Here is a 23,156-nt window from a genome sequence, read left to right as displayed (position 1 = left end):
TGAATCACTTCACTTCAACCGCCAGGCTTTCGGCGATCTTGCTCTGCCACAGCGCGGGGCCGGTGATGTGCACCGACTCACCGTTGCTGTCCACCGCGACAGTGACCGGCATGTCCTTCACTTCGAACTCGTAGATCGCTTCCATGCCCAGCTCGGCGAACGCCAGGACCTTGGACTTGCGGATCGCCTGGGCCACCAGGTAGGCGGCGCCGCCGACGGCCATCAGGTACACGGCCTTGTTGTCCTTGATCGCTTCGATAGCGGTCGGGCCACGCTCGGACTTGCCGATCATGCCCAGCAGGCCAGTCTGCTCGAGGATCTGGCGGGTGAACTTGTCCATGCGGGTAGCAGTGGTCGGGCCGGCTGGGCCTACCACTTCGTCACCGACCGGGTCGACCGGGCCGACGTAGTAGATGAAGCGGCCTTTCAGGTCGACCGGCAGTTCTTCGCCACGGTTGAGCATCTCGACCATGCGCTTGTGCGCGGCGTCGCGGCCGGTGAGCATCTTGCCGTTGAGCAGGATGGTCTCGCCTGGCTTCCAGCTGGCGACTTCTTCCGGGGTGATCGAGTCGAGGTCGACGCGACGGGCGCTTGGGCCAGCTTCCCAGACGATTTCCGGGTAGGCGTCCAGCGATGGCGCTTCCAGCTCGGCCGGGCCGCTGCCGTCGAGCACGAAGTGCGCGTGACGGGTGGCGGCGCAGTTCGGGATCATGCACACCGGCAGGGAGGCGGCGTGGGTCGGGTAGTCCATGATCTTGACGTCGAGCACGGTGGTCAGGCCGCCCAGGCCCTGGGCGCCGATGCCCAGCTGGTTGACCTTGTCGAACAGCTCCAGGCGGATCTCTTCGATGCGGTTCTGCGGGCCACGGGCTTTGAGTTCATGAATGTCGATGGACTCCATCAACACTTCCTTGGCCATGACCGCAGCTTTTTCGGCGGTGCCGCCGATGCCGATGCCGAGCATGCCAGGTGGGCACCAGCCGGCGCCCATGGTCGGGACGGTCTTCAGCACCCAGTCGACGATCGAGTCGGACGGGTTGAGCATGGCCATCTTCGACTTGTTTTCCGAGCCGCCGCCTTTGGCTGCGACATCGACTTCGACCTTGTCGCCAGGGACGATCGAGTAGTGGATGACGGCCGGGGTGTTGTCCTTGGTGTTCTTGCGGGCACCGGCCGGGTCGGCCAGGATCGAGGCGCGCAGGACGTTCTCAGGCAGGTTGTAGGCGCGACGCACACCTTCGTTGATCATGTCGTCGACGCTCAGGGTGGCGCCGTCCCAGCGCACGTCCATGCCCACACGCACGAACACGGTGACGATACCGGTGTCCTGGCAGATCGGGCGGTGGCCGGTGGCGCACATGCGCGAGTTGATCAGGATCTGGGCGATGGAGTCGCGCGCGGCAGGCGACTCTTCACGCAGGTAGGCCTCGTGCATCGCCTGGATGAAATCGACGGGGTGGTAGTACGAAATGAATTGCAGGGCGTCGGCGACGCTCTGAATCAGGTCGTCTTGCTTGATCACGGTCATGCAGCGCGCTCCTCTTAAAGACGGGAACATTCGTAAAGGCTTTCCGACACTGCACACCTGTGTGTCGAAACGCCTGGCAAGGCGTCGGCAGGTCAGGCCGACGTAAAAAGGCGCGGCAGTATAGCGCGCCTCACCGTGCGAAACACCTGCGCGTGGTCTGGACCATGGTCGGCAGTGCGGCGGGCATCCTTTTTGCTGCCGATAGCGGCTTGCCTTAGAGTGGCGATGTAGACCAAGGAAGTAATGACCATGCCTGAACTCTGTGTGGGCGAGCGCCGCTGGACGGTGCCCACCGGCAGTAACCTGCTCGATGCCTTGAACGAGGCAGGCTTGAATGTGCCCTACAGCTGCCGTGCGGGCAGTTGCCACGCCTGCCTGGTGCATTGCCTGGATGGGCAACCGGTGGATGCCCTGCCCGAGGCGTTGGCGCTGGACAAGCACGCACAGGGCTGGCGCCTGGCCTGCCAGTGCCGGGTGGTGGACGACCTGCGCGTGGCGGTGTACGACCCGCAGCTCGAAGGGGTGCCCGCAACGGTGTGTGAACTGGACTGGTTTGGCGATGTGTTGCGCTTGCGCCTGCGGCCGGAGCGGGCGCTGCGGTATCAGGCCGGCCAGCATCTGGTGCTGTGGAACGGTGCGGTCGCGCGACCGTATTCCTTGGCAAGCCTGCCGGGTGAAGACGCCTTGCTGGAGTTTCATGTCGATTGCCAGCGGCCAGGGGCTTTCTGTGACCAGGCCCGGGCCTTGCAGGTTGGCGATGAACTGCGTCTGGGCGAGCTGAGGGGCGGGGCGTTGCATTATGACCCGGACTGGCAGGACCGTGCGCTGTGGTTGCTGGCGGCCGGAACGGGGCTTGCGCCATTGTGGGGCATCTTGCGCGAGGCGCTGCGCCAGGGCCATCGGGGTGAGATCAGGGTGCTGCATGTGGCGCGTGAGCACGCCGGGCATTACCTGGCTGAGCCGTTGCTGGCAATGGACGGGGTGCGTGTCGAGCAGGTGCTGGGGGAGCAGCTGGATGAAGCGCTGGCGACGTTGCGGCCGTCATCACGGCAGACCATCGCGCTGCTGTGTGGCTCGCCGGGGAGTGTCGAGCGGTTTGCGCGGCGGCTGTTTATTGCGGGGGTGCCGAGGAACCAGGTGTTTGCCGATGTGTTTGTCGAGCATGCCTGAGGAATGTTGCGCGCCTATGCCGACCCTTTCGCGGGGCAAGCCCGCTCCCACAGGGACCTGACTGCGCCTGAGTTCAGAAGGGTAACTGTGGGAGCGGGCTTGCCCCGCGAAGGGGCCGCAGAGCGGCCCCCCCAGGAAGGCTATCAGCCGACCAGCGGATCACCGACATGCAGGATCTTCATGCCGTTGGTGCCACCGATGGTGTGGTAGCTGTCGCCCTTGGTCAGGATCACCCAGTCACCCTGTTGCACCAGGCCACGCTTGAGCAGTTCGTCGACCGCCGCCTGGCTCACCTTGTCGGCCGGCAGCGAAGCCGGGTCGAAGGCGATCGGGTAGACACCACGGAACATCGAGGCGCGAGCCTGGGTAGCGCGGTGCGGCGACAGGGCAAAGATTGGCACGTGCGAACGCAGGCGCGACATGATCAGCGGGGTGTAGCCACTTTCGGTGAGGGCAATGATCGCCTTGACGCCCGGGAAGTGGTTGGCGGTGTACATGGCCGCCAGGGCGATGCTTTCGTCGCAACGCTCGAAGGTGGTGTGCAGGCGGTGGCTGGATTTCTGGTTGGTCGGGTGCTTTTCGGCACCTTGGCAAATCCGCGCCATGGCCTGTACGGCTTCGATCGGGTAGGAACCGGCAGCACTTTCGGCCGACAGCATCACCGCATCGGTGTTGTCGAGCACGGCGTTGGCCACGTCGGACACTTCAGCGCGGGTCGGCATCGGGTTCTGGATCATCGACTCCATCATCTGGGTCGCCACGATCACCGCCTTGTTGTTGCGGCGGGCGTGCTGGATGATCTTTTTCTGGATGCCGATCAGCTCGGCGTCGCCGATTTCCACACCCAGGTCGCCACGGGCAACCATCACTGCGTCGGAGGCGGCGATCAGCTTGTCGAGGGTCTCGTCGTCGGCAACGGCTTCGGCACGCTCGATCTTGGCCACCAGCCAGGCGCTGCCGCCGGACTCGTCACGCAGCTTGCGGGCATATTCCATGTCGCTGGCGTCACGCGGGAACGATACGGCCAGGTAGTCCAGGTCCATTTCCGCGGCCAGCTTGATGTCGGCCTTGTCTTTTTCGGTCAGGGCCGGCGCGGTCAGGCCGCCACCTTTGCGGTTGATGCCTTTGTGGTCCGACAGCGGGCCACCGATGATCACCACGCAGTGCAGTGCATCAGCGGTAGCGGTCTCGACGCGCATGACCACACGGCCATCGTCGAGCAGCAGTTCGTCACCAACGCCGCAGTCCTTGACCAAGTCGGGGTAGTCGATACCGACGATGTCCTGGTTGCCTTCGGTCAGCGGGTGGGCGGTGGAGAAGGTGAACGTGTCACCGATCTTCAATTCAATGCGCTTGTTGCTGAACTTGGCGATGCGGATCTTCGGACCTTGCAGGTCGCCCAGCAAAGCGACATGGCGGCCGTTCTTGGCGGCGATGTCACGGATCAGGCGGGCGCGCGCTTTGTGCTCGTCCGGGGTGCCGTGGGAGAAGTTCAGACGTGCCACGTCCAGGCCGGCAAGGATCAGTTGTTCGATCACTTCCGGCGAGTTGCTGGCGGGGCCAAGGGTGGCGACGATTTTGGTACGGCGGATGGTCATGCACAGACTCCTATAGTGAAGCGCAGCGAAAGGCTACTCCTGAATCGCGCTGTAGTCATTGTTCCGTTGCACTACCTGCGAGCGAGGCAGGGTGGCGTTTGAACGGTCAGGCCATCCTTGCAAAAGGGTGTGAAGATTTATCGGCAAAGGCCGATACACTGGCATCAAAGGAGACCCCCCATGCGAGCCCTGATCGTTTTAGCCTTGGCGGCCAGCGCCGTCGGCTGCACCCGCTGGTCCATGGACCACCACTTGAACAACGCCTACCGTGCCTATGACCGCGGCGATTGCCAGCGAGTCATGCTGGAGCTGTCGCAGGTTGACCGCACCAGCCGCGCGCGACCGTTCGTCCACCCGGAGGTGTCGCTGCTACGCGGCCAGTGCCTGGAGCGCCAGAAGTTGTTCGTGGATGCAGCGCAGACCTACGAGTACCTGATCCAGCAGTACCCCGGCAACGAATACGCGTACCGTGCCCAGGCTCGCCTGCAAACACTGGAGCAGCTTGGCCATTACCGCGGTGCCGAAGCGGCCGTGGCCAACCCGGTGAAGGCCACCCCTTGGCGTTAATGCGAAGGTGTGATTTATTTCACGGGATTTACCGTGCGCGCTGCGCTAATCTGTAACTCAGTTGTTACAACAACCGCCAGTACCTCGCATTCCTGGCACCGGGTACGGACTGCACTTGTGATCATGTTCAACAAGCGGCATATCGAACGCCATCAGTTGCCCTGCGTTCTCAAGGTCTTCAACCGTTTTACCGATCAGGCGATCGGCCAGCTGGGTAATGCCTCCGAAGATGGGCTGATGCTGATCAGCCAGCTGCCGGTACTGGTCGGGCCAGACTACGAACTGCAACTGCGCTTGCCGCTGGCCGGTGGCGGGTACCAGTTCATCAACCTCACCGCCAGTTGCCTGTGGTGCCGCGAAGACCAGACGCCCGGCAACTACGATTCTGGCTTCATGTTGCTGCAGGCGCCCCGCGAGTACGATGAATTCGTCCGCTCGTTGCGCGACTATTTCAGTTTCCGCCCCGCCAACGCATCCGCCTGACCCCCCCCTGAGCCTTGGCGCGCGAGAATCGCGCTAGAATCGGGTCGACCTTGATACAGGACGACCCCGTGAGCTCCAGCATTTTCTGGCACGACTACGAAACCACTGGCATCAACCCGCGCTGCGACCGGCCACTGCAGGTGGCCGGTGTACGCACCGATTTCGACCTCAACGAGATCGAAGAACCGATCAGCCTCTTTTGCAACCCCTCCGACGACATCCTGCCGCACCCGGCCGCCTGCCTGGTAACCGGTATCACCCCGCAGCAACTGCAAGCCCAGGGGCTGTGCGAAGCCGAGTTCATGACCCGCGTGCACGAGCAACTGGCGCGCCCTGGCACCTGTGGTGCCGGCTACAACACCTTGCGTTTCGACGATGAGGTGACGCGTTACAGCCTGTACCGCAACTTTTTTGACCCTTACGCCCGTGAATGGCAGGGCGGCAACAGCCGCTGGGACCTGATCGACATCGTGCGCACGGCCTATGCACTGCGCCCTGAAGGCATCGAGTGGCCGCAGCAGGATGGCCGCACCAGCCTGCGCCTTGAACTGCTCAGCAAAGCCAATGGCATCGACCATGGCCATGCCCACGAAGCACTTTCCGACGTGCGGGCCACTATTGCCCTGGCGCGCTTGATTCGGCAAAAACAACCGAAGTTGTATGAGTGGCTGTTTCAGTTGCGCAGCAAACATAAAGTGATGGAGCAGGTTCGTTTGTTGCAGCCAATGGTCCATATCTCTGGGCGATTTTCGGCGGCGCGTAATTACCTGGGGGTGGTCCTGCCGCTGGCGTGGCACCCGCGCAATCGCAATGCCCTGATTGTCTGCGACCTGCATCAGGAAACCCTACCGTTAATACGGGAAAGTGCCGAAGTTCTTCGCCAGCGCTTGTATACCCGGCATGAAGATCTGGCCGAAGGTGAATTACCCGTTCCGCTTAAATTGGTGCAGATCAACCGTTGCCCGGTGCTGGCACCGCTCTCGGTATTGCGCCCGGCCGATCAACAGCGCTTGGGTGTGGACTTGACGTTGTTACAATGGCGCGGCGAGCAATTGGCCAATCAACAGGCGGACTGGCAAGACAAGCTGACGCACATTTATGGCAACGATGATTTCACGCCAAGTGAAGACCCTGAACAACAGTTGTATGACGGTTTTCTAGGGGACCGCGACCGCCGTTTGTGCGAGCAAGTTCGCACGCTGGAACCCGCGCAGTTGGGCCAGGGGCACTGGATGTTCGATGACCCGCGCATGCCTGAACTGTTGTTCCGTTATCGGGCACGCAACTTCCCTGACACCTTGAATAGCGAAGAGCGCCAGCGCTGGTATGCATTCTGTCAGCAACGTCTGAGCGACCCCCAGTGGGGCGCGCCGAATACCCTGGGTGATTTCGAGCAGGCGCGCCAGCGTGCCTGGGAAAGCGCCGACGAGGCGGGCCGCCAGGTATTGAACGCCTGGCAGGAACACGCCGGTAAACTGAAGACACAATTTGCAATTACGCCCTGAACGGACAAACAAAAACGCCGGCATCGAGCCGGCGTTTTTGTTGCGTCAAGCAATGTGAGCGTGCGGACTATCAGTCCAGCAGGGTCGCCCAGCTTTCAACCACGTCACCACCCCACTTGGCTTTCCATTCTTTCAGGGTCTTGTGGTTGCCGCCTTTGGTTTCGATCACTTCACCATTGTGCGGGTTCTTGTATTGCTTGACCTTGCGCGCACGCTTAGTGGCGGTGACCTTGACCGCGCCACGTGGCGCCTTGCTCAGTTTCGACTCTGGGTCGAGCAGGGCAATCACATCACGCAGCGACTTGGAGTACTCGCCCATCAGCGTGCGCAGTTTGCCTTCGAACTCCAGCTCTTGCTTCAGCTTGTCATCCTGGGACAGGTTGGCCAGGCGGGCCTGAAGTTCCTTGATGGCTTCTTCGGTGGCGCGGTACTCGTTAATCAGGGACATGGAGTGTTCCTTTAATACGTGTTCAGAAATGTGTGGGCCAATAATAGACAGGCCATACTCGCAAGTAAACATGGAATTGGGCAATTAACTGTTAATTAAGCTGTGACAACATTTCTCCACGTGAACAAAAATTTACATAAGCCCCTGCATTTTGTCATGGCGATGCGCGGCGGCTTGCCGTGTGTGTGGGCAGGTGCGCACAAGACGCGCCGTGCAATCCATACTGCGTTTTTTCTGGCGGGCCGCTAGAATGAGCGCCTTTGCGAAGTTCTGGAGTCTCATTCATGCGCACCTATCGTCTGGTGATCGCCTGCCCCGACCGTGTTGGCATCGTGGCGAAAGTCAGTAATTTCCTGGCCTTGTACAATGGCTGGATCAACGAAGCCAGCCACCACTCCGATGAACAGAGTGGTTGGTTCTTCATGCGTCATGAAATCCGTGCCGAATCCCTGCCATTCGGTATCGAGGCATTTCGCGAGGCGTTTGCGCCGATCGCCGAAGAGTTCTCCATGACCTGGCGGGTGACCGACTCGGCGCAGAAAAAACGCGTGGTGCTGATGGCCAGTCGCGAATCCCATTGCCTGGCCGATCTGCTGCACCGCTGGCACACCGACGAGCTGGATTGCGATATCCCGTGCGTGGTGTCCAACCACAATGACCTGCGCAGCATGGTCGAGTGGCACGGCATTCCGTTCTTCCATGTGCCGGTCGACCCCAAGGACAAGGCGCCAGCTTTCGCCGAAGTGTCGCGCCTGGTTCAGGAGCACGCTGCCGATGTGGTGGTGCTGGCCCGCTACATGCAAATCCTGCCGCCGCAGCTGTGCCAGGACTACGCTGAAAAAGTGATCAACATCCACCACAGCTTCCTGCCGTCGTTCGTCGGTGCCAAGCCCTACCATCAAGCGGCCCTGCGCGGCGTGAAGCTGATCGGTGCAACTTGCCACTACGTGACCGAAGAGCTGGATGCCGGCCCGATCATCGAACAGGACGTGGTACGTGTCAGCCATGCCGACAGCATCGAAGACATGGTGCGCTTCGGCCGTGATGTCGAGAAGATGGTGCTGGCCCGCGGCCTGCGTTATCACCTGGAAGACCGCGTGCTGGTGCATGGCAACAAGACGGTGGTGTTCGACTGACAGCGACACGGGGCTGCGCAGCAGCCCCGGCAATCCCGAGTGAAACGCCATGGCCGACCCCCGCGACAAAGCCACCGCCTCACCCCCGCCAACCCTCGGCGAGGGCTGCCTGGCCCGCTATGATCCCGAGGCCCTGAGCGACGCCGACGGCACCGACTTCCCCGGCGCTGCCGAGCTCTGGCGCCAGCTCAACCCGCCTGACGCCGCCAGCGTTCCAGCAACGGACGCGCCAGCAGGCAGGCAAACACCGGCCCCCCCGCCAGCAGATAAAAGTAGTAAGTGACCGCACGCCAGATCACGATCGCCGCAGCCGCTGTCGAGCTGCCCACCAAGGGCGTCAGCAGGCTTGCCGAGGTCAGCTCGGCAGCCCCCGCACCGCCTGGCAGCAGGCTGAACTGGCCAGCACTGAGCGAGAGCATCTGCACCAGAAAGCTGGGGATCCACGACAGTTCCACGCCCAAACCCTTGAGCACCAAGTACAGCACGCTGTAGCGCAGGCCCCAATGCACGCAGGTCAGCGTGAACACCAGCGCCAGGGTGCGTTTGGGCAGGCGCCAGGTCTGGGCCAGGGCGTCGATGAAGTGCAGCAGCTTGCGCGCCCAGCGGCGTTTACGGCATTCGGACATGCCCAGGCGGCGCAACAGCCGCCCATTGAAGCGCATCATGGCGCGCCGGTAGCGCAGCAGCCCCAGCACCACGACCAACGCCGAGCACAGCAGCAGCGCGCTGCCCAGCAACATGCTTTGCTGGCTGTGCCCCAGGCGGTGAAACAACGCATAGCCGGCAATCGCCAGCATCGCGCAGAAGAAGAACAGCAGGTCGTTCAGCTGGTCCATGGCGAACACCGCGCCGCTGCGCGCCGGGCCGATGCGGTCCCGCGCCAGCAGGGCCATCAGGGTCAGCGGGCCGCCGCTGCCGCCCGGGGTGGTGCAGATGGCGAACTCGGTGGCCATGACCACGCCGAGGCTGCGCAGGTACTTGAGCTGAGCACCTTGCTGGCCGAGCAGCAGGCGCAGGCGCAGGGCATTTATCACCCAGCACAGCAGGATCATGCCCAGCAGCGTCAGCAACAGGCCGGGGTCGAAGCGTTGAAGCCTGGGCAGCAATTCGCTACCGCCCAGCACTATCGGCACCAGCACGGCGCCCAGCAGGGCCAGGCCCAGCCAGCCCAGGCGGTTCATGCGCTGGCCTGGCCGTCCAGCCAGGCGGACTTGGTCAACGGCACACGGCCCTGTGCCAACAGTGCGCGCAAGGTGCGTAGCCAGTATTCGCGCGACGCCTTGTGGCGCATGTCCACCGGGTGCAGGCCCAGGCGCACGGTGCCGGCTTCACGCCAACGCCGGCATTGCCAGTCGCAAAGCATCTTCGATAGCCCTCGACGCCAGGCACTGCGGGCGCTCCAGACCAGCCCGGGGGCTTCGATGGCGGTGAAGTCCGGCAGGCGGTACAGGTGCTGCGGTGTGCTGGTATAGCGCAGCGGCAGCTGGCGCAATGCCTGGCGCGTGCCTTCGCTCATCAGCCAGGCCGGGGCGACGAAGCCGGCAACCGGCCAGCCTTGCCGGTCGAAAACTGCCAGCCCTTGCTCCAGGCGCTGCAGGGCCTGCTGCTGATCAAGCCCATAGAACTCGCCCTCGTGGGTATAGATGCGGCGCATGAAGAACGCGCTGGGGCTGCGCGGTGGCGTGCCGTCGTCGGCATGGTAGAAACCATGCAGCGCCAGTTCGTCACCCAGCGCCAGGCGCCGTTCGAGCAGGCGGCAGAAGGTTGGCGAGCGGTGCAGGGGGTTGCGGTGGTGAAAGTCCGGCACCACCAGCCAGGTCATGGGCACACCGCCCATCTCATCGATGGCCTGGACGAAGGGTTGGTAGTCGGGCCAGGTCTCGGGCGCGATGTCGTGCAGCACCAGCATCAGGCTGCGGGGGGCGCTGGCGCTTTCAGCCATGGGCGCGCACCAGCGGTTGGTGGCCGAGCACCGCCTGGTAATGCTGCAGCAAGCCGGCCACCACGTTGTCCCATGAATAATGCTGCTCGACATGGCGGCGGGCCTGGCTGCCGAGCGTGCGCACGCCCTCTTCGAACACCTGGCGCACGGCCTGCGCCATGGCTGTGCCGTCGTTGGCCTGGCACAGCCGCCCGCACTGTTCGTTGACGATTTCGCCAAAGGCGCCGGCGCGCACCGCCACCACCGGCGTGGCGCTGGCCATGGCTTCGAGGATGACCAGGCCGAAGGTTTCCTGGTCGCCGGCATGCACCAGCAGGTCGGCACTGGCCATCAGCCTGGCGACCTCCTGCGGTGGGCAGAAGTGGTCGATCACGCTGACGTTATCCGGCACATTGACTGGCATGTTGGAGCCGACCAGCAGCAGGTGATAAGGGCGGCCAAGGCGCTGCATGCAGTCGAGCAGCACCGGCAGGTTCTTCTCCCGCGAGCCACGGCCGGCGTAGATCAACAGGCGGCTGGTGTCGGCAATCCCCAGTTCGGCGCGCAGGTGCGGGTCGCGGTGCTCGGGGTTGAAGGTGGCCAGGTCCACACCCAGGCGTTGCACGTGCACGTCACGGATGCCCAGGCGGCGCAGTTTGTCGGCCATCACCTGGCTGGGCGCCAGCACCCGGTCGAAGTTGCCGTACAGCTTGCTGACATAGGCCTCGACATTGGGCGTGAACCAGTTGCCCATGCGGTTGCTGACCAGCAGCGGCAAGTCGGAGTGGTAGAAACCGATCACCGGTACGTCGAGTTGGCGGCGTGCCTCCAGGGCAGCCCAGGCGGTCAGGTAAGGGTCGCCGACTTCGATCAGGTCGGGTTTGAGGTTACGCAGCACATTGCACCAGGGCGCCAGACGCACCGGGAAGCGGTAGCCGTTGCCGAAGGGTAGGGGCGGCGCGGGCACCTGGTAGATGCCATCGGCGTGTTGCGCGCTGGCGCCGGGGATCAACAGGCTGTGGCGCACGCCTTGCAAGGCATCGAGGCGGCGGTGTTTGGCATCAAGATAGGTACGTACGCCGCCGCTGGCGGGGGCATAGAACATGGTGATGTCGGCGATGTGCACGATCAGCATCCCTCCGGGATCGTCTTCGGGTCTGTCATCCGGCCGTAATGGGCCGGCGATGACACGCCTAAAGGTTGACCTTTCAGAAGGATAGTTTGTTCGATCGGGGTTGGCTGGGGGTGAACCCGCTCCCATCAGGTTGCAGTGGGAGCGGGTTCACTCGCGAAGCAGGCGGATCAGATGCGGAAGCTGCCAACCAGGTGTTTCAGGCGCGAAGCCTGTTGCTCCAGGTCCGAACAGGCGCGCAGGGTGGCCTGCAGGTTCTCCACGCCCTCCTGGTTGAGCATGTTGATCTCGTTGATGTCCATGTTGATCGCCTCGACCACGGCAGTCTGTTCTTCGGTGGCGGTGGCCACCGACTGGTTCATGCCGTCGATCTCGCCGATGCGCACGGTCACGCTGTCCAGGCGTTCGCCGGCCTGGTTGGCGATCTGCACGCTGTCCTGGCTGTGGCGCTGGCTCTGGCCCATGGTGTCGACCGACTCGCGGGCACCAACCTGCAACTCTTCGATCATGGTTTGCACCTGCTGCGCCGACTCCTGGGTGCGGTGCGCGAGGTTTCGCACTTCGTCGGCGACCACGGCAAAGCCACGCCCGGCTTCACCGGCGCGGGCGGCTTCGATCGCCGCGTTCAAGGCCAGCAGGTTGGTCTGCTGGGAGATGCTGGTGATGACTTCGAGAATCTGGCCGATGTTGACGGTCTTGCTGTTGAGCGTCTCGATGTGCGCACTGGAGGTGACGATCAGGTCGGACAGCCGGTTCATCGCCGCAATGTTGCGTTCCACCACTTGCTGGCCTTCTTCGGCCAGCAAGCGGGCGGAGCTGGCATGTTGCGAAGCCTGGGCGGCGTTACCGGCGATTTCCTGGGCGGCGGCGCCCAGTTCGTTGATGGCGGCGGCGACGCTGTTGGTGCGGTTGGATTGCTCGTCGGAGTTGGTCATCGACGAGTTCGAGGCGCTGATCACGCGCAGGGCCACTTCATTGACCTGTTCGGTGGCCGACGACACTTCGCGGATCGAGCCGTGGATGCGCTCGACGAAGCGGTTGAAAGCGGTGCCCAGGATGCCGAACTCGTCGTGGTTGTGGATGCGCAGGCGTTTGGTCAGGTCACCTTCGCCTTCGGCGATGTCTTCCATGGCGCGGGTCATGGTCAGCAGCGGTTGCATCAGCACGCGAATCAGCAGGCCGAGCAGGCCGATGATGATGACAACCGCAACCAGCGTGGCGATCACCGCCGAGGTGCGGAAGGTGCTGAGCATGGAGAAGGCTTTGTCCTTGTCCACCGACAGGCCGATGTACCAGTTGGCCGACGGCAGGCCTTTGATCGGGGTGAAGGTCAGCAGGCGGGTCTGGCCCTGGGCCTGGACTTCGGTCAGCTCACCGGACAGCGTCGGTGTGTGCTGCGGGAACAGGTCCGACAGCGATTTCATCACCAGGTCCTTGTCCGGGTGAACCAGGATCTTGCCTTGGTCGTTGACCAGGAACGCATAGCCCATGCCGCCGAAGTTCAGCGAGTTGATGATCTCGACCAGGCCGTCGAGGGCCAGGTCGCCACCGACCACGCCCACACTGTTGGACACTTTGCTGAGGATGCCAATGACCATCTTGTTGGTGGTCATGTCGATGTACGGCTCGGTCAGGGTCGCACCGGAGGCGTTCATGCCGTCCTTGTACCAGGGGCGAGTACGTGGGTCGTAGCCGTCGGGCATCTTCGCGTCGGGGCGCACGCTGAAACCACCGTCGACCTTGCCCAGGTACACCGTGAGGAAGCTGGTGATCAGGGCATTTTGCCCCATCAGGGTTTCAGCGTCGTTGGGGGCCTGGGCAATGTTCTGTGCCAGGTTCTCTACCAGCTTGATACGGCCTTCGAACAGGTTGCGAATATTGGTCGAAGTGGACTCGCCCATTTCAGCCAGATAGTTCTCCAGGTCCTCCCTGATCGCATTACGCTGGAGATAATCGTTGTAGAGGGTGAAGAGGCTGAAGGCGAGCATCACGATCAGTGACGCGGCCACGAGAATCTTGTGGCTGAAACGAAGGCTTTTGTTCATGGTGTAATCGGTTCCGCTAAGGTTTTATCGGGCGTTCGCACGAATACATCTGCAAGACAGTGCAACATCCCGGGAAGTCCTAGTTGGGTTGTTACTGTGTTCTAGGCGAATATCACCCCGAGGTATCGGCCGATACGCGGCAAAGCTTGAGAAGAGGATGAAAGAAGATGTCAGATCCTTCGCAAATTGTTGTAGGAGCGGGCCTTGATGGCCAGCCTGTCCATCAAGCCATGCGCCTCGCCAACCGCCATGGCCTGGTCGCTGGGGCCACCGGCACCGGCAAGACCGTCACCTTGCAGCACCTTGCCGAAGTGTTCAGTGATGCCGGCGTGGCGGTGTTCGCGGCCGACGTCAAAGGCGACCTGTGTGGCCTGGGCGCCGCGGGCGCGCCGCAGGGCAAGGTGGCCGAGCGCATTGCCGGCATGCCGTGGTTGGGGCATGCACCGCAGGCTTACCCGGTGAGCTTGTGGGATATCGCCGGGCAGTCCGGCCACCCGTTGCGCACCACCCTCAGCGAAATGGGGCCGCTGCTGCTGGGCAACCTGCTTGAGCTGACCGACAGCCAGCAGGCGGCCTTGTATGCAGCGTTCAAGGTGGCGGACCGAGAAGGCTTGCTGTTGCTCGACCTCAAGGACCTCAAGGCGCTGCTTGCGCACCTGAAGGACAACCCGCAGATGCTGGGTGAAGACAGCGCGTTGATGACCAGCGCGTCCACCCAGGCCTTGCTGCGTCGCCTGGCGACCCTGGAACAGCAAGGCGCCGAGGCGCTGTTCGGTGAGCCTGCGTTGCAGCTCGAAGACTTGTTGCGCCCTGGCAGCGACGGCCGTGGGCGTATCCACTTGCTCGATGCCAGCCGGCTGGTGCATGAGGCACCGAAGGTGTATGCCACCTTCCTGCTGTGGCTGTTGGCGGAGTTGTTCGAACAGTTGCCCGAGCGTGGCGATGCCGACAAGCCGGTATTGGCGCTGTTCTTCGATGAAGCGCACTTGTTGTTCAATGGCACGCCCAAGGCGTTGCAGGACCGCCTGGAGCAGGTGGTCAGGCTGATTCGCTCCAAGGGCGTGGGCGTCTACTTCGTCACTCAGTCGCCGGGCGACCTGCCCGATGCGGTGCTGGCCCAGTTGGGCCTGCGTATCCAGCATGGGTTGCGTGCATTCACCGCCAAAGAGCAGAAGTCGCTGCGGGCCGTGGCCGATGGCTTTCGCCCCAACCCCGCGTTCGACAGCCTGGCGGTGCTGACCGAGCTGGGTATCGGTGAGGCCTTGGTGGGTACGCTGGAGGATAAGGGCACGCCCGCGATGGTGCAGCGGGTGCTGATCGCACCGCCGCAATCGCGCATCGGGCCACTGAGTGCCGCTGAGCGCAGTGCATTGATTGCTTCGTCGCCGCTGGTTGGGCGCTATGACAAGCCGGTTGACCGTGAGTCGGCCTACGAAATGCTCACCCAGCGCAAAGGCGAGCCTGTGGAGCCTGCGCCCGTACCTAAGGCCGATGAGGAGAGCTTTGCCGACAAGGCCGGTGACTTCTTGCAGAGTGCGGCAGGGCAGGCGATCAAGTCTGCGGTGCGCCAAGCGGCCAATCAGTTGGGGCGGCAGTTGGTGCGCGGGTTGATGGGGTCGTTGCTGGGTGGCAAGAAGCGCTAGTGGGGCGCATGAAAAAGGCGCCCGAAGGCGCCTTTTTCTACAGCGGTACCGCTCAGCCGATCGCCTTGGACGCCAGCCAGAACAGGCCAGCTGCCAAGCCCATCGAGGCTGGCAGGGTCAATACCCAGGCCAGCAGGATGGTCTTCACGGTGCCGCCTTGCAGGCCGCTCTTGTTGGCGACCATGGTGCCGGCGACGCCGGATGACAACACATGGGTGGTCGATACCGGCAGGCTGAACACGTTGGCCATGCCGATGGCGCAGGCTGCGGTGATCTGCGCCGACATGCCCTGGGCATAGGTCATGCCCTGCTTGCCGATTTTCTCGCCAACCGTCAGTACCACGCGTTTCCAGCCGACCATGGTGCCCAGGCCCAGGGCCAGGGCAACGGCCACGATCACCCAGAACGGTGCGTATTCTGTGGTGGCGGTGAGGTCTTTGCGCAGCTTCTCCAGGTCGGCCTTTTCACGGGCATCCAGGCCTGGCAGCTTGCCGACCTTTTTCGCCGTGTCATCCAGGCAGAGCAGGTAGCGGCGCACTTCAACGCGCTTGTCGGCTTCCAGGGTGTGGTAGTCGGTCACGCCCTTGAGCGAAGCCTGCAGGGCCGCGATGGTCGGCTCGGTCTGCTGCGGGTTGCAGCTGAACTGCTCTGGCAGGTCGGTCGACTTGGCCTTGCCCAGTGCCAGGAACTCACCCAGGGTGGCGGCGTTGCGCTGGTAGAACTGGCTCATGTGCAAGGTGGCGTCGCGGGTGCGCTCGATCTGATAAGTGGTGCTGTTCAGGTCGAGTACGAACTTGGCCGGTACGATACCGATCAGCACCAACATGATCAGGCCGATACCTTTCTGACCATCGTTGGAGCCGTGCACGAAGCTCACGCCCATGGCCGAAATCACCAGTACCAGGCGGTTCCAGAAAGGAGGGTGCTTCTTGTCGTCGAGCTTGCGACGCTGTTCGGGCGTCTTGTGCATCTTCGACAGCGGGCGCCACCATTTCAGGCCGAGCAGCACCAGCGCCGCGACGGCAAAGCCGGCCATGGGCGAGACCACCAGCGACATGGCGATGTCGATCGCCTTCTGCCAGTTGACGCCATCGCCCAGCGGGATGTCGTTGATCAGGGCATTGGCCAGGCCAACACCGAGGATCGAACCGATCAGGGTGTGCGAGCTGGACGCAGGGATACCGAAGTACCAAGTGCCCAGGTTCCAGGTGATGGCCGCAGCCAGCAGCGAGAAGACCATGGCCAGGCCGTGTCCGGTGTTCACATTGATCAGCAGCTCTACCGGCAACAGGTGAACGATGGCATAGGCCACCCCGACACCACCGAGCAGAACGCCGAGGAAGTTGAACACGCCGGAGAAGAACACGGCGAGGTGCGGCGGCATGGCTTTGGTATAGATGACGGTAGCTACCGCGTTGGCGGTGTCATGAAAGCCATTGATGAACTCGAAGGCGAGTACGAAGGTCAAGGCGAGCAGCAGGCTCACCAACACCCAGGCATCCAGTCCGCTGAATAAATCGATCATGAAGGTTGTCTGGCGGTCATAGGGGGGCGCGATTATGCCAGAAAACCTTGGCAATCGATGCACCTGCGACAGATCGATGGCAGGCATCCAGGTGCGATCAGCAAGCGCAATACCGCGCTATCTGGCAAGGAAATGTCCGATAAAAAACGAGAAATGTCACTAAAATCGGTAAATATCTGGAAAACGTACGGCGTGGCATTCATTCAAACGGTCGTATGAAATTTGTGTAATTCCATTTCATCTACGACCTCTGGGTAAAGATCGACCGCGCCCGGGCTTGCCGGGCGACGACGCGGATAGCGTGAACCTGGCGCTCAGGGCTTGTCGCTGCGCAGGTCCTTTTCCATTTTTTCCAGCTCCTGGTTGAACGCCTGGTCGCGCACGCTGGCACGCTTGCGCCACGGTTTGCGCTCCGGGTCCGGTTGAGCGGCGTACGTGGTGACTTCACCACCGTAAACATCCTTGTAACGTTCAGCCTGGCGCTCGAGCTCTGCGCGCAGTTCATCTTTCGTCACAGTAGTACCTGAGTAAGTTGAGTTAAGACTGTTGTTGTTTGCTGTACAGCGTGCCCCTGTGCATACAAAGACAGCACATGGAAAAGCTGCGGGGATGCCATACAGGGCCTGCACACACACACATGGGTTGAAGCGAAGTGCTGATTATAGCGGTGTGTTCCATTACCCCAGCATCGGGCATTCAACCAAATTGATTATAGCAACCGACCCTTCTTCGAACAGGGGTATTTATGCGGGCCTGACAATGCCGGTCGAAGTTGTCGGTTTCATTCGGCAATGTCTGACGGCGTGCGTATAACTTTGAAGGGCGGCAAGGGCAAAAGTTTCGTTGCCACGCACACGCGAGGAGGGGAAGTAAAAACGGCCTCGCACAGGGCGAGGCCGTTGCCTGGGACTTCTACGGTGGGTACCTGACCAGTCTCTCCAAAGAAGCCACAAGTGGCAGGAGAAAGGTATAAGCAAAAGTGTCAGCGGTCAATTGCGATTATCGGCCGTTCGTTCGATAATCGCACGAACCAGCGATTTTTTTGAGGTGAGCGATGAGCGACGAAACACCGGCCAACGAATCTGCCAACCCAGAGTCGGCACGCCCTGCCGCCCCGGCGCTGGCGCCGCCGATCGTGGCATCGCCGGCCAAGCGTATTCAGGCGTTTACCGGCGACCCGGACTTCATGACCTCGCTCGCCCGGGGGCTGGCGGTGATTCAGGCGTTCCAGGAGCGCAAGCGCCACCTGACCATCGCCCAGATCAGCCACCGCACCGAGATTCCTCGGGCGGCGGTACGCCGCTGCCTGCACACGCTGATGAAGCTGGGGTATGCGACGACCGACGGGCGCACCTATTCGCTGTTGCCCAAGGTGCTGACATTGGGCCATGCGTACCTTTCGTCGACGCCCTTGGCGATTTCCGCCCAGCCGTACCTGGACCGTATCAGTGACCAACTGCACGAGGCGGCCAACATGGCCACTCTTGAAGGCGACGACATCCTTTATATAGCCCGCTCGGCAACCGTGGAGCGGCTGATCTCGGTCGACCTGTCGGTAGGCGGGCGATTGCCGGCGTATTGCACATCGATGGGGCGTATCCTGCTGGCGGCGATGGATGACACCAGCCTGCGCGAGTACCTGGACCGGGCTGATCTCAAGGCGCGCACCAGCCGCACTTTGAATGATGCCGAATCATTGTTTGCCTGCATCCAGCAAGTGCGTGCCCAGGGCTGGTGCGTGGTGGACCAGGAGCTGGAACAAGGGCTACGCTCCATTGCCGTGCCGATCTATGACGCGTCGGGGCAGGTGCTGGCAGCATTGAATGTCAGTACCCATGTCGGGCGGGTAACGCGTAGCGAGCTGGAACAGCGCTTCTTGCCGATCCTGTTGGCGGCCAGTCGGGATCTTTGCCACCAGTTGTTTGGTTGACGCGCGCAGGGGGGGCACCCCCTGCATGCCCCATTATCGAACACGCCCGCCGTTTCCTGTTCGATAAACGCACAATGTCGCTCCCAGCGAATTGCGTCCGCCCCGTCTGCTGATTAATGTCTCTCGCAACGGTCGGCTGTGCCGACCGAACAAGAAAAACTCGAGAGGCACACACCATGACTGCTGTCCCATCGCTGCTGCGGCCGCACCCGCACGCAGTACTGTTGTATCCAGGCTGAAGCAGGCCACCATCATCCTATTACCCAACCCTGTACTTGCGCCCTGAGTGCAGTGGCATGGCTGTGCCCTAATTCTGGATAACAACAATGAACCAACCACACACCAACGTCGGCAGTTGCCTCGACGTTCAGTCGTTCATCAACGATCAGCCGCTGTCCCGCTATCAATGGCGGGTGGTGTTGCTGTGCTTTCTGATTGTCTTCCTCGATGGCCTGGACACCGCCGCCATGGGCTTCATCGCCCCGGCCCTGTCGCAGGAGTGGGGTATCGACCGCGCCAGCCTCGGCCCGGTCATGAGTGCCGCGTTGATCGGCATGGTGTTCGGTGCCTTGGGCTCTGGGCCGCTGGCCGACCGTTTCGGGCGCAAGGGCGTGCTGGTTGGCGCAGTGCTGGTGTTCGGCGGCTTCAGCCTGGCCTCGGCCTACGCGACCAATGTCGACCAGTTGCTGATCCTGCGCTTCTTGACCGGGCTCGGGCTGGGCGCGGGCATGCCCAATGCCACCACGCTGCTTTCCGAGTACACCCCTGAGCGCCTCAAGTCGCTGCTGGTGACCAGCATGTTCTGTGGTTTCAACCTGGGCATGGCCGGTGGTGGCTTCATTTCCGCGAAGATGATCCCGGCCTACGGTTGGCACAGCCTGCTGGTGATCGGTGGCGTGCTGCCGCTGCTGCTGGCGGTGGTGCTGATGGTCTGGCTGCCGGAGTCGGCGCGGTTCCTGGTGGTGCGTAACCGTGGCACGGACAAGGTGCGCAAGACCCTGGCGCCGATTGCGCCGCAGGTAGTGGCCCAGGCGGCCAGCTTCAGCGTGCCGGAGCAGAAGGCGGTGGCTGCGCGCAGCGTGTTTGCGGTGATCTTCTCCGGTACCTACGGGCTGGGCACCATGCTGTTGTGGCTGACCTATTTCATGGGCTTGGTGATTGTCTACCTGCTGACCAGTTGGCTGCCGACGCTGATGCGTGACAGTGGTGCCAGCATGGAAGAGGCGGCCTTCATCGGCGCGTTGTTCCAGTTCGGTGGCGTGCTGAGTGCGGTGGGCGTGGGCTGGGCCATGGACCGCTTCAACCCGCACAAGGTCATTGGCATTTTCTACCTGCTGGCCGGGGTATTCGCCTACGCCGTTGGGCAGAGCCTGGGCAACATCACCTTGCTCGCCACCTTGGTGCTGATCGCAGGCATGTGCGTCAACGGCGCCCAGTCGGCGATGCCGTCGTTGGCAGCACGCTTTTACCCGACCCAAGGGCGTGCCACGGGCGTCTCGTGGATGCTGGGCATCGGCCGCTTTGGCGCAATTCTCGGCGCCTGGAGTGGGGCGACGCTGCTGGGCCTGGGCTGGAACTTCGAGCAGGTGCTGACAGCATTGCTGGTGCCGGCTGCATTGGCAACGGTGGGGGTGATTGTGAAAGGGATGGTCAGCCACGCGGACGCGACCTGAGCAGCGCTGGAAAGTGGAGGGTCAGGGTGACAAATAGTTCGATAATCGCACGGATAGTCGATTATCGGATTGTCACCGACCTGTCAGCCTCCTTAATCTGAACTCACTGATGCACCCTGACCAGGAGTCTCCAAAATCATGCGTGACGTATTTATCTGTGATGCCATCCGCACCCCGATCGGGCGCTTCGGCGGCGCCCTGGCCGGCGTGCGCGCCGATGACCTGGCGGCTGTGCCGCTGAAGGCGCTGATCGAGCGCAACCCGTCGGTGCAGTGGGACCAGGTCGACGAAGTGTTCTTTGGTTGCGCCAACCAGGCCGGCGAAGATAACCGCAACGTGGCGCGCATGGCGCTGCTGTTGGCAGGCCTGCCCGAGAGCATCCCAGGCGTGACCCTCAACCGCCTGTGCGCATCGGGCATGGATGCCATCGGCACGGCGTTCCGCGCCATCGCCAGTGGCGAAATGGAGCTGGCCATCGCCGGTGGTGTCGAGTCGATGTCGCGTGCCCCCTTCGTCATGGGCAAGGCCGAGAGCGGTTACTCGCGCAACATGAAGCTTGAGGACACCACCATTGGCTGGCGCTTCATCAACCCGTTGATGAAAAGCCAGTATGGCGTGGACTCGATGCCGGAAACTGCCGACAACGTTGCCGACGATTACCAGGTCTCCCGCGCTGACCAGGATGCCTTTGCCGTGCGCAGCCAGCAGAAGGCCGCAGCGGCCCAGGCAGCTGGGTTCTTTGCCGAAGAGATCGTGCCGGTGCGCATTGCCCACAAGAAGGGCGAGACCGTGGTCGAGCGCGACGAGCACCTTCGCCCGGAAACCACCCTTGAAGCCTTGACCAAGCTCAAACCGGTCAATGGCCCGGACAAGACGGTCACCGCTGGCAACGCGTCGGGCGTCAACGATGGCGCGGCGGCGTTGATTCTGGCCTCGGCCGAGGCGGTAAAAAAACATGGCCTGACCCCACGCGCCCGGGTACTGGGCATGGCCAGCGCCGGTGTGGCGCCACGGGTGATGGGCATCGGCCCGGTACCGGCGGTGCGCAAGCTGACCGAGCGCCTGGGCGTGGCGGTGGCTGATTTCGATGTGATCGAGCTCAACGAGGCGTTTGCCAGCCAGGGCCTGGCGGTGCTGCGCGAGCTGGGTGTGGCGGACGATGCGCCGCAGGTGAACCCTAATGGCGGCGCGATTGCCCTCGGCCACCCGCTGGGCATGAGCGGTGCGCGGTTGGTGCTGACGGCGCTGCATCAGTTGGAGAAGAGTGGCGGACGTAAAGGCCTGGCCACCATGTGCGTGGGCGTGGGCCAAGGTTTGGCGCTGGCTATCGAACGAGTTTGACCACTACCGGCCTCTTCGTGGGGCAAGTCGGATCGCCGCACCGCTGCCCCCACGGCGGACCACGCATTCTCTGTGGGAGCGGCGGTGCAGCGATTCGATTTGCCCCGCGAAGAGGCCGGTACTGTAAGACACAAGGCCAATTGCCAGCCTGCGAGCGGAACGAGTGTGTTACTAGGTATGTCTAGACTTACCTAGGACCCTCCAGGAGTAAAACCACCATGACCTCAACCTATTACACCGGCGAAGAGCGCAGCAAGCGCATCTTCGCTATCGTCGGTGCCTCTTCGGGCAACCTGGTGGAATGGTTCGACTTCTACGTCTACGCCTTCTGCGCGATCTACTTCGCCCCAGCCTTCTTCCCCTCCGACGACCCCACCGTACAGTTGCTCAACACCGCCGGCGTGTTTGCCGCGGGCTTCCTGATGCGCCCCATTGGTGGCTGGATCTTCGGCCGCCTGGCCGACCGCCATGGCCGCAAGAACTCGCTGATGATCTCGGTGCTGATGATGTGCGCCGGGTCCTTGATGATCGCCTGCCTGCCCACCTACGCCAGCATTGGTACCTGGGCACCCGCGCTGCTGTTGCTCGCCCGCCTGATCCAGGGCCTTTCGGTGGGTGGCGAGTACGGCACCACCGCCACTTACATGAGCGAAGTGGCGCTGCGCGGCCAGCGCGGCTTCTTCGCCTCGTTCCAGTACGTGACCTTGATCGGCGGCCAGTTGCTGGCCGTGCTGGTGGTGGTGATCCTGCAGCAACTGCTGACAGAGGACGAGTTGCGTGCCTGGGGCTGGCGCATTCCGTTCGTGGTCGGCGCCGTGGCCGCACTGATCTCGCTGATGCTGCGCCGCTCGCTGCACGAAACCAGCAATGCCGAAACCCGCAATGACAAAGATGCCGGTTCGATCAGCGGGCTGTTCCGCAACCACACCGCAGCGTTCATCACCGTGCTGGGTTACACCGCGGGCGGGTCGCTGATTTTCTACACCTTCACCACCTACATGCAGAAGTACCTGGTCAATACGGCCGGCATGAACGCCAAGAACGCCAGCTACGTGATGACCGGCGCGCTGTTCCTGTTCATGATCCTGCAGCCGTTCTTCGGCATGTTGTCCGACCGGATTGGCCGGCGTAATTCCATGCTGCTGTTCGGCGCCTTGGGCACGCTGTTCACCGTGCCCCTGCTGATGGCGCTGAAGACCGTGACCAGCCCGTTCCTGGCCTTCGTGCTGATCAGCCTGGCCTTGTGTATCGTCAGTTTCTACACCTCGATCAGCGGCCTGGTAAAAGCGGAGATGTTCCCGCCGCAGGTGCGCGCGCTGGGTGTCGGCCTGGCCTATGCAGTGGCCAACGCGATGTTCGGGGGTTCTGCCGAATACGTGGCGCTGGGCCTGAAGACGCTGGGCATGGAAAACACCTTTTACTGGTACGTGACGGGCATGATGGCGATAGCCTTCCTGTTCAGCCTGCGCCTGCCGAAGCAGGCCGCGTACCTGCACCATGACGATTAAGGA

Annotated in this window: 20 protein-coding genes; 11 read left to right on the top strand and 9 right to left on the bottom strand. The window is 62.6% G+C overall.

What is annotated here, in order from left to right; translation table 11 throughout:
* Positions 1-4: 4 nt before the first annotated feature.
* Entirely contained in the window at positions 5-1,528 is a 1,524-nt protein-coding gene (locus HU766_RS18635) for a fumarate hydratase (RefSeq protein ID WP_033702778.1), read from the bottom strand.
* 249 nt (positions 1,529-1,777) lie between these two features.
* On the opposite strand from HU766_RS18635, the gene HU766_RS18630 reads away from it, so the two are divergent.
* Entirely contained in the window at positions 1,778-2,698 is a 921-nt protein-coding gene (locus HU766_RS18630; protein WP_186659628.1) for an iron-sulfur-binding ferredoxin reductase, read from the top strand.
* Positions 2,699-2,841: 143 nt separating this feature from the next.
* Here the strand turns inward: HU766_RS18630 and pyk are convergent, their stop codons facing one another.
* Positions 2,842-4,296: a pyruvate kinase gene (pyk, locus tag HU766_RS18625; protein WP_033702776.1), complete on the bottom strand. Its 1,455-nt coding sequence runs from the start codon at positions 4,294-4,296 to the stop codon at positions 2,842-2,844.
* A 180-nt stretch (positions 4,297-4,476) separates the two neighbouring features.
* On the opposite strand from pyk, the gene HU766_RS18620 reads away from it, so the two are divergent.
* From HU766_RS18620 to sbcB, 3 genes are all read left to right on the top strand, one after another.
* The gene (locus tag HU766_RS18620) at positions 4,477-4,863 is read left to right on the top strand and encodes a hypothetical protein (protein ID WP_095064207.1); all 387 of its coding nucleotides are present in this window, start codon (positions 4,477-4,479) and stop codon (positions 4,861-4,863) included.
* 123 nt (positions 4,864-4,986) lie between these two features.
* Positions 4,987-5,346, top strand: a complete 360-nt coding sequence (locus HU766_RS18615; protein ID WP_033702999.1) for a PilZ domain-containing protein — start codon at positions 4,987-4,989, stop codon at positions 5,344-5,346.
* Positions 5,347-5,414: 68 nt separating this feature from the next.
* A complete protein-coding gene (gene sbcB, locus HU766_RS18610; protein WP_186659624.1) occupies positions 5,415-6,851 on the top strand; it encodes an exodeoxyribonuclease I in 1,437 nt (478 codons plus the stop codon).
* A 70-nt stretch (positions 6,852-6,921) separates the two neighbouring features.
* Here sbcB and mvaT read toward each other — a convergent pair whose 3' ends face one another.
* Positions 6,922-7,299, bottom strand: coding sequence for a histone-like nucleoid-structuring protein MvaT (mvaT, locus tag HU766_RS18605; protein ID WP_033702773.1), 378 nt, complete (start codon positions 7,297-7,299; stop codon positions 6,922-6,924).
* 284 nt (positions 7,300-7,583) lie between these two features.
* Between mvaT and purU the strand changes: the two genes are divergently transcribed.
* Positions 7,584-8,435, top strand: a complete 852-nt coding sequence (gene purU, locus HU766_RS18600; RefSeq protein ID WP_033702772.1) for a formyltetrahydrofolate deformylase — start codon at positions 7,584-7,586, stop codon at positions 8,433-8,435.
* A gap of 49 nt (positions 8,436-8,484) precedes the next feature.
* On the top strand, positions 8,485-8,718 hold the full coding sequence (locus HU766_RS26225) for a hypothetical protein (protein ID WP_077068743.1): 234 nt from the start codon (positions 8,485-8,487) through the stop codon (positions 8,716-8,718).
* Here HU766_RS26225 and HU766_RS18595 read toward each other — a convergent pair.
* From HU766_RS18595 to HU766_RS18580, 4 genes are all read right to left on the bottom strand, one after another.
* Entirely contained in the window at positions 8,624-9,616 is a 993-nt protein-coding gene (locus HU766_RS18595; protein ID WP_186659622.1) for a lysylphosphatidylglycerol synthase transmembrane domain-containing protein, read from the bottom strand. The genes HU766_RS26225 and HU766_RS18595 overlap by 95 nt on opposite strands.
* A complete protein-coding gene (locus HU766_RS18590) occupies positions 9,613-10,377 on the bottom strand; it encodes a DUF2334 domain-containing protein (protein ID WP_186659620.1) in 765 nt (254 codons plus the stop codon). The genes HU766_RS18595 and HU766_RS18590 overlap by 4 nt, the downstream gene beginning before the upstream one ends.
* Positions 10,370-11,491 (bottom strand): glycosyltransferase family 1 protein, encoded by a 1,122-nt coding sequence (locus HU766_RS18585; RefSeq protein ID WP_033702769.1) that lies wholly within the window; start codon positions 11,489-11,491, stop codon positions 10,370-10,372. The genes HU766_RS18590 and HU766_RS18585 overlap by 8 nt, the downstream gene beginning before the upstream one ends.
* A 167-nt stretch (positions 11,492-11,658) precedes the next feature.
* A complete protein-coding gene (locus HU766_RS18580; protein ID WP_033702768.1) occupies positions 11,659-13,533 on the bottom strand; it encodes a methyl-accepting chemotaxis protein in 1,875 nt (624 codons plus the stop codon).
* Positions 13,534-13,700: 167 nt separating this feature from the next.
* Here HU766_RS18580 and HU766_RS18575 point away from each other — a divergent pair, with 167 nt between their 5' ends.
* Positions 13,701-15,176: a helicase HerA-like domain-containing protein gene (locus HU766_RS18575; protein ID WP_186659618.1), complete on the top strand. Its 1,476-nt coding sequence runs from the start codon at positions 13,701-13,703 to the stop codon at positions 15,174-15,176.
* 52 nt (positions 15,177-15,228) lie between these two features.
* Here HU766_RS18575 and HU766_RS18570 read toward each other — a convergent pair whose 3' ends face one another.
* Both HU766_RS18570 and HU766_RS18565 read right to left on the bottom strand, forming a co-directional pair.
* The gene (locus HU766_RS18570; RefSeq protein ID WP_186659615.1) at positions 15,229-16,701 is read right to left on the bottom strand and encodes an inorganic phosphate transporter; all 1,473 of its coding nucleotides are present in this window, start codon (positions 16,699-16,701) and stop codon (positions 15,229-15,231) included.
* Between the two features lie 314 nt (positions 16,702-17,015).
* On the bottom strand, positions 17,016-17,216 hold the full coding sequence (locus tag HU766_RS18565) for a hypothetical protein (RefSeq protein ID WP_033702765.1): 201 nt from the start codon (positions 17,214-17,216) through the stop codon (positions 17,016-17,018).
* Positions 17,217-17,755: 539 nt separating this feature from the next.
* Here HU766_RS18565 and pcaR point away from each other — a divergent pair.
* The 4 genes from pcaR to HU766_RS18545 all read left to right on the top strand — a co-directional run bounded on the left by pcaR (position 17,756) and on the right by HU766_RS18545 (position 23,153).
* Entirely contained in the window at positions 17,756-18,631 is an 876-nt protein-coding gene (pcaR, locus tag HU766_RS18560) for a pca regulon transcriptional regulator PcaR (RefSeq protein WP_186659612.1), read from the top strand.
* Positions 18,632-18,957: 326 nt separating this feature from the next.
* Positions 18,958-20,304, top strand: a complete 1,347-nt coding sequence (locus HU766_RS18555) for an MFS transporter (protein WP_033702764.1) — start codon at positions 18,958-18,960, stop codon at positions 20,302-20,304.
* Positions 20,305-20,439: 135 nt separating this feature from the next.
* Complete coding sequence (gene pcaF / locus HU766_RS18550) at positions 20,440-21,645, top strand: 3-oxoadipyl-CoA thiolase (protein WP_177326516.1); 1,206 nt, start codon at positions 20,440-20,442, stop codon at positions 21,643-21,645.
* A 218-nt stretch (positions 21,646-21,863) separates the two neighbouring features.
* Positions 21,864-23,153: an MFS family transporter gene (locus HU766_RS18545; protein WP_033702762.1), complete on the top strand. Its 1,290-nt coding sequence runs from the start codon at positions 21,864-21,866 to the stop codon at positions 23,151-23,153.
* Positions 23,154-23,156: the final 3 nt, after the last annotated feature.

Source organism: Pseudomonas sp. SWRI77 (assembly GCF_014269105.1).
GTDB lineage: Bacteria > Pseudomonadota > Gammaproteobacteria > Pseudomonadales > Pseudomonadaceae > Aquipseudomonas > Aquipseudomonas capeferrum.
This window is presented reverse-complemented; position numbering and strand designations above follow the sequence as displayed.

Excerpts from the sequence above, each read along its gene's own strand:
- HU766_RS18635 (WP_033702778.1), bottom strand. The coding sequence starts at position 1,528 with ATGACCGTGATCAAGCAAGACGACCTGATTCAGAGCGTCGCCGACGCC.
- HU766_RS18630 (WP_186659628.1), top strand. The coding sequence starts at position 1,778 with ATGCCTGAACTCTGTGTGGGCGAGCGCCGCTGGACGGTGCCCACCGGC.
- pyk (WP_033702776.1), bottom strand. The coding sequence starts at position 4,296 with ATGACCATCCGCCGTACCAAAATCGTCGCCACCCTTGGCCCCGCCAGC.
- HU766_RS18620 (WP_095064207.1), top strand. The coding sequence starts at position 4,477 with ATGCGAGCCCTGATCGTTTTAGCCTTGGCGGCCAGCGCCGTCGGCTGC.
- HU766_RS18615 (WP_033702999.1), top strand. The coding sequence starts at position 4,987 with ATGTTCAACAAGCGGCATATCGAACGCCATCAGTTGCCCTGCGTTCTC.
- mvaT (WP_033702773.1), bottom strand. The coding sequence starts at position 7,299 with ATGTCCCTGATTAACGAGTACCGCGCCACCGAAGAAGCCATCAAGGAA.
- purU (WP_033702772.1), top strand. The coding sequence starts at position 7,584 with ATGCGCACCTATCGTCTGGTGATCGCCTGCCCCGACCGTGTTGGCATC.
- HU766_RS26225 (WP_077068743.1), top strand. The coding sequence starts at position 8,485 with ATGGCCGACCCCCGCGACAAAGCCACCGCCTCACCCCCGCCAACCCTC.
- HU766_RS18595 (WP_186659622.1), bottom strand. The coding sequence starts at position 9,616 with ATGAACCGCCTGGGCTGGCTGGGCCTGGCCCTGCTGGGCGCCGTGCTG.
- HU766_RS18590 (WP_186659620.1), bottom strand. The coding sequence starts at position 10,377 with ATGGCTGAAAGCGCCAGCGCCCCCCGCAGCCTGATGCTGGTGCTGCAC.
- HU766_RS18585 (WP_033702769.1), bottom strand. The coding sequence starts at position 11,491 with ATGCTGATCGTGCACATCGCCGACATCACCATGTTCTATGCCCCCGCC.
- HU766_RS18580 (WP_033702768.1), bottom strand. The coding sequence starts at position 13,533 with ATGAACAAAAGCCTTCGTTTCAGCCACAAGATTCTCGTGGCCGCGTCA.
- HU766_RS18575 (WP_186659618.1), top strand. The coding sequence starts at position 13,701 with ATGTCAGATCCTTCGCAAATTGTTGTAGGAGCGGGCCTTGATGGCCAG.
- HU766_RS18570 (WP_186659615.1), bottom strand. The coding sequence starts at position 16,701 with ATGATCGATTTATTCAGCGGACTGGATGCCTGGGTGTTGGTGAGCCTG.
- pcaR (WP_186659612.1), top strand. The coding sequence starts at position 17,756 with ATGAGCGACGAAACACCGGCCAACGAATCTGCCAACCCAGAGTCGGCA.
- HU766_RS18555 (WP_033702764.1), top strand. The coding sequence starts at position 18,958 with ATGAACCAACCACACACCAACGTCGGCAGTTGCCTCGACGTTCAGTCG.
- HU766_RS18545 (WP_033702762.1), top strand. The coding sequence starts at position 21,864 with ATGACCTCAACCTATTACACCGGCGAAGAGCGCAGCAAGCGCATCTTC.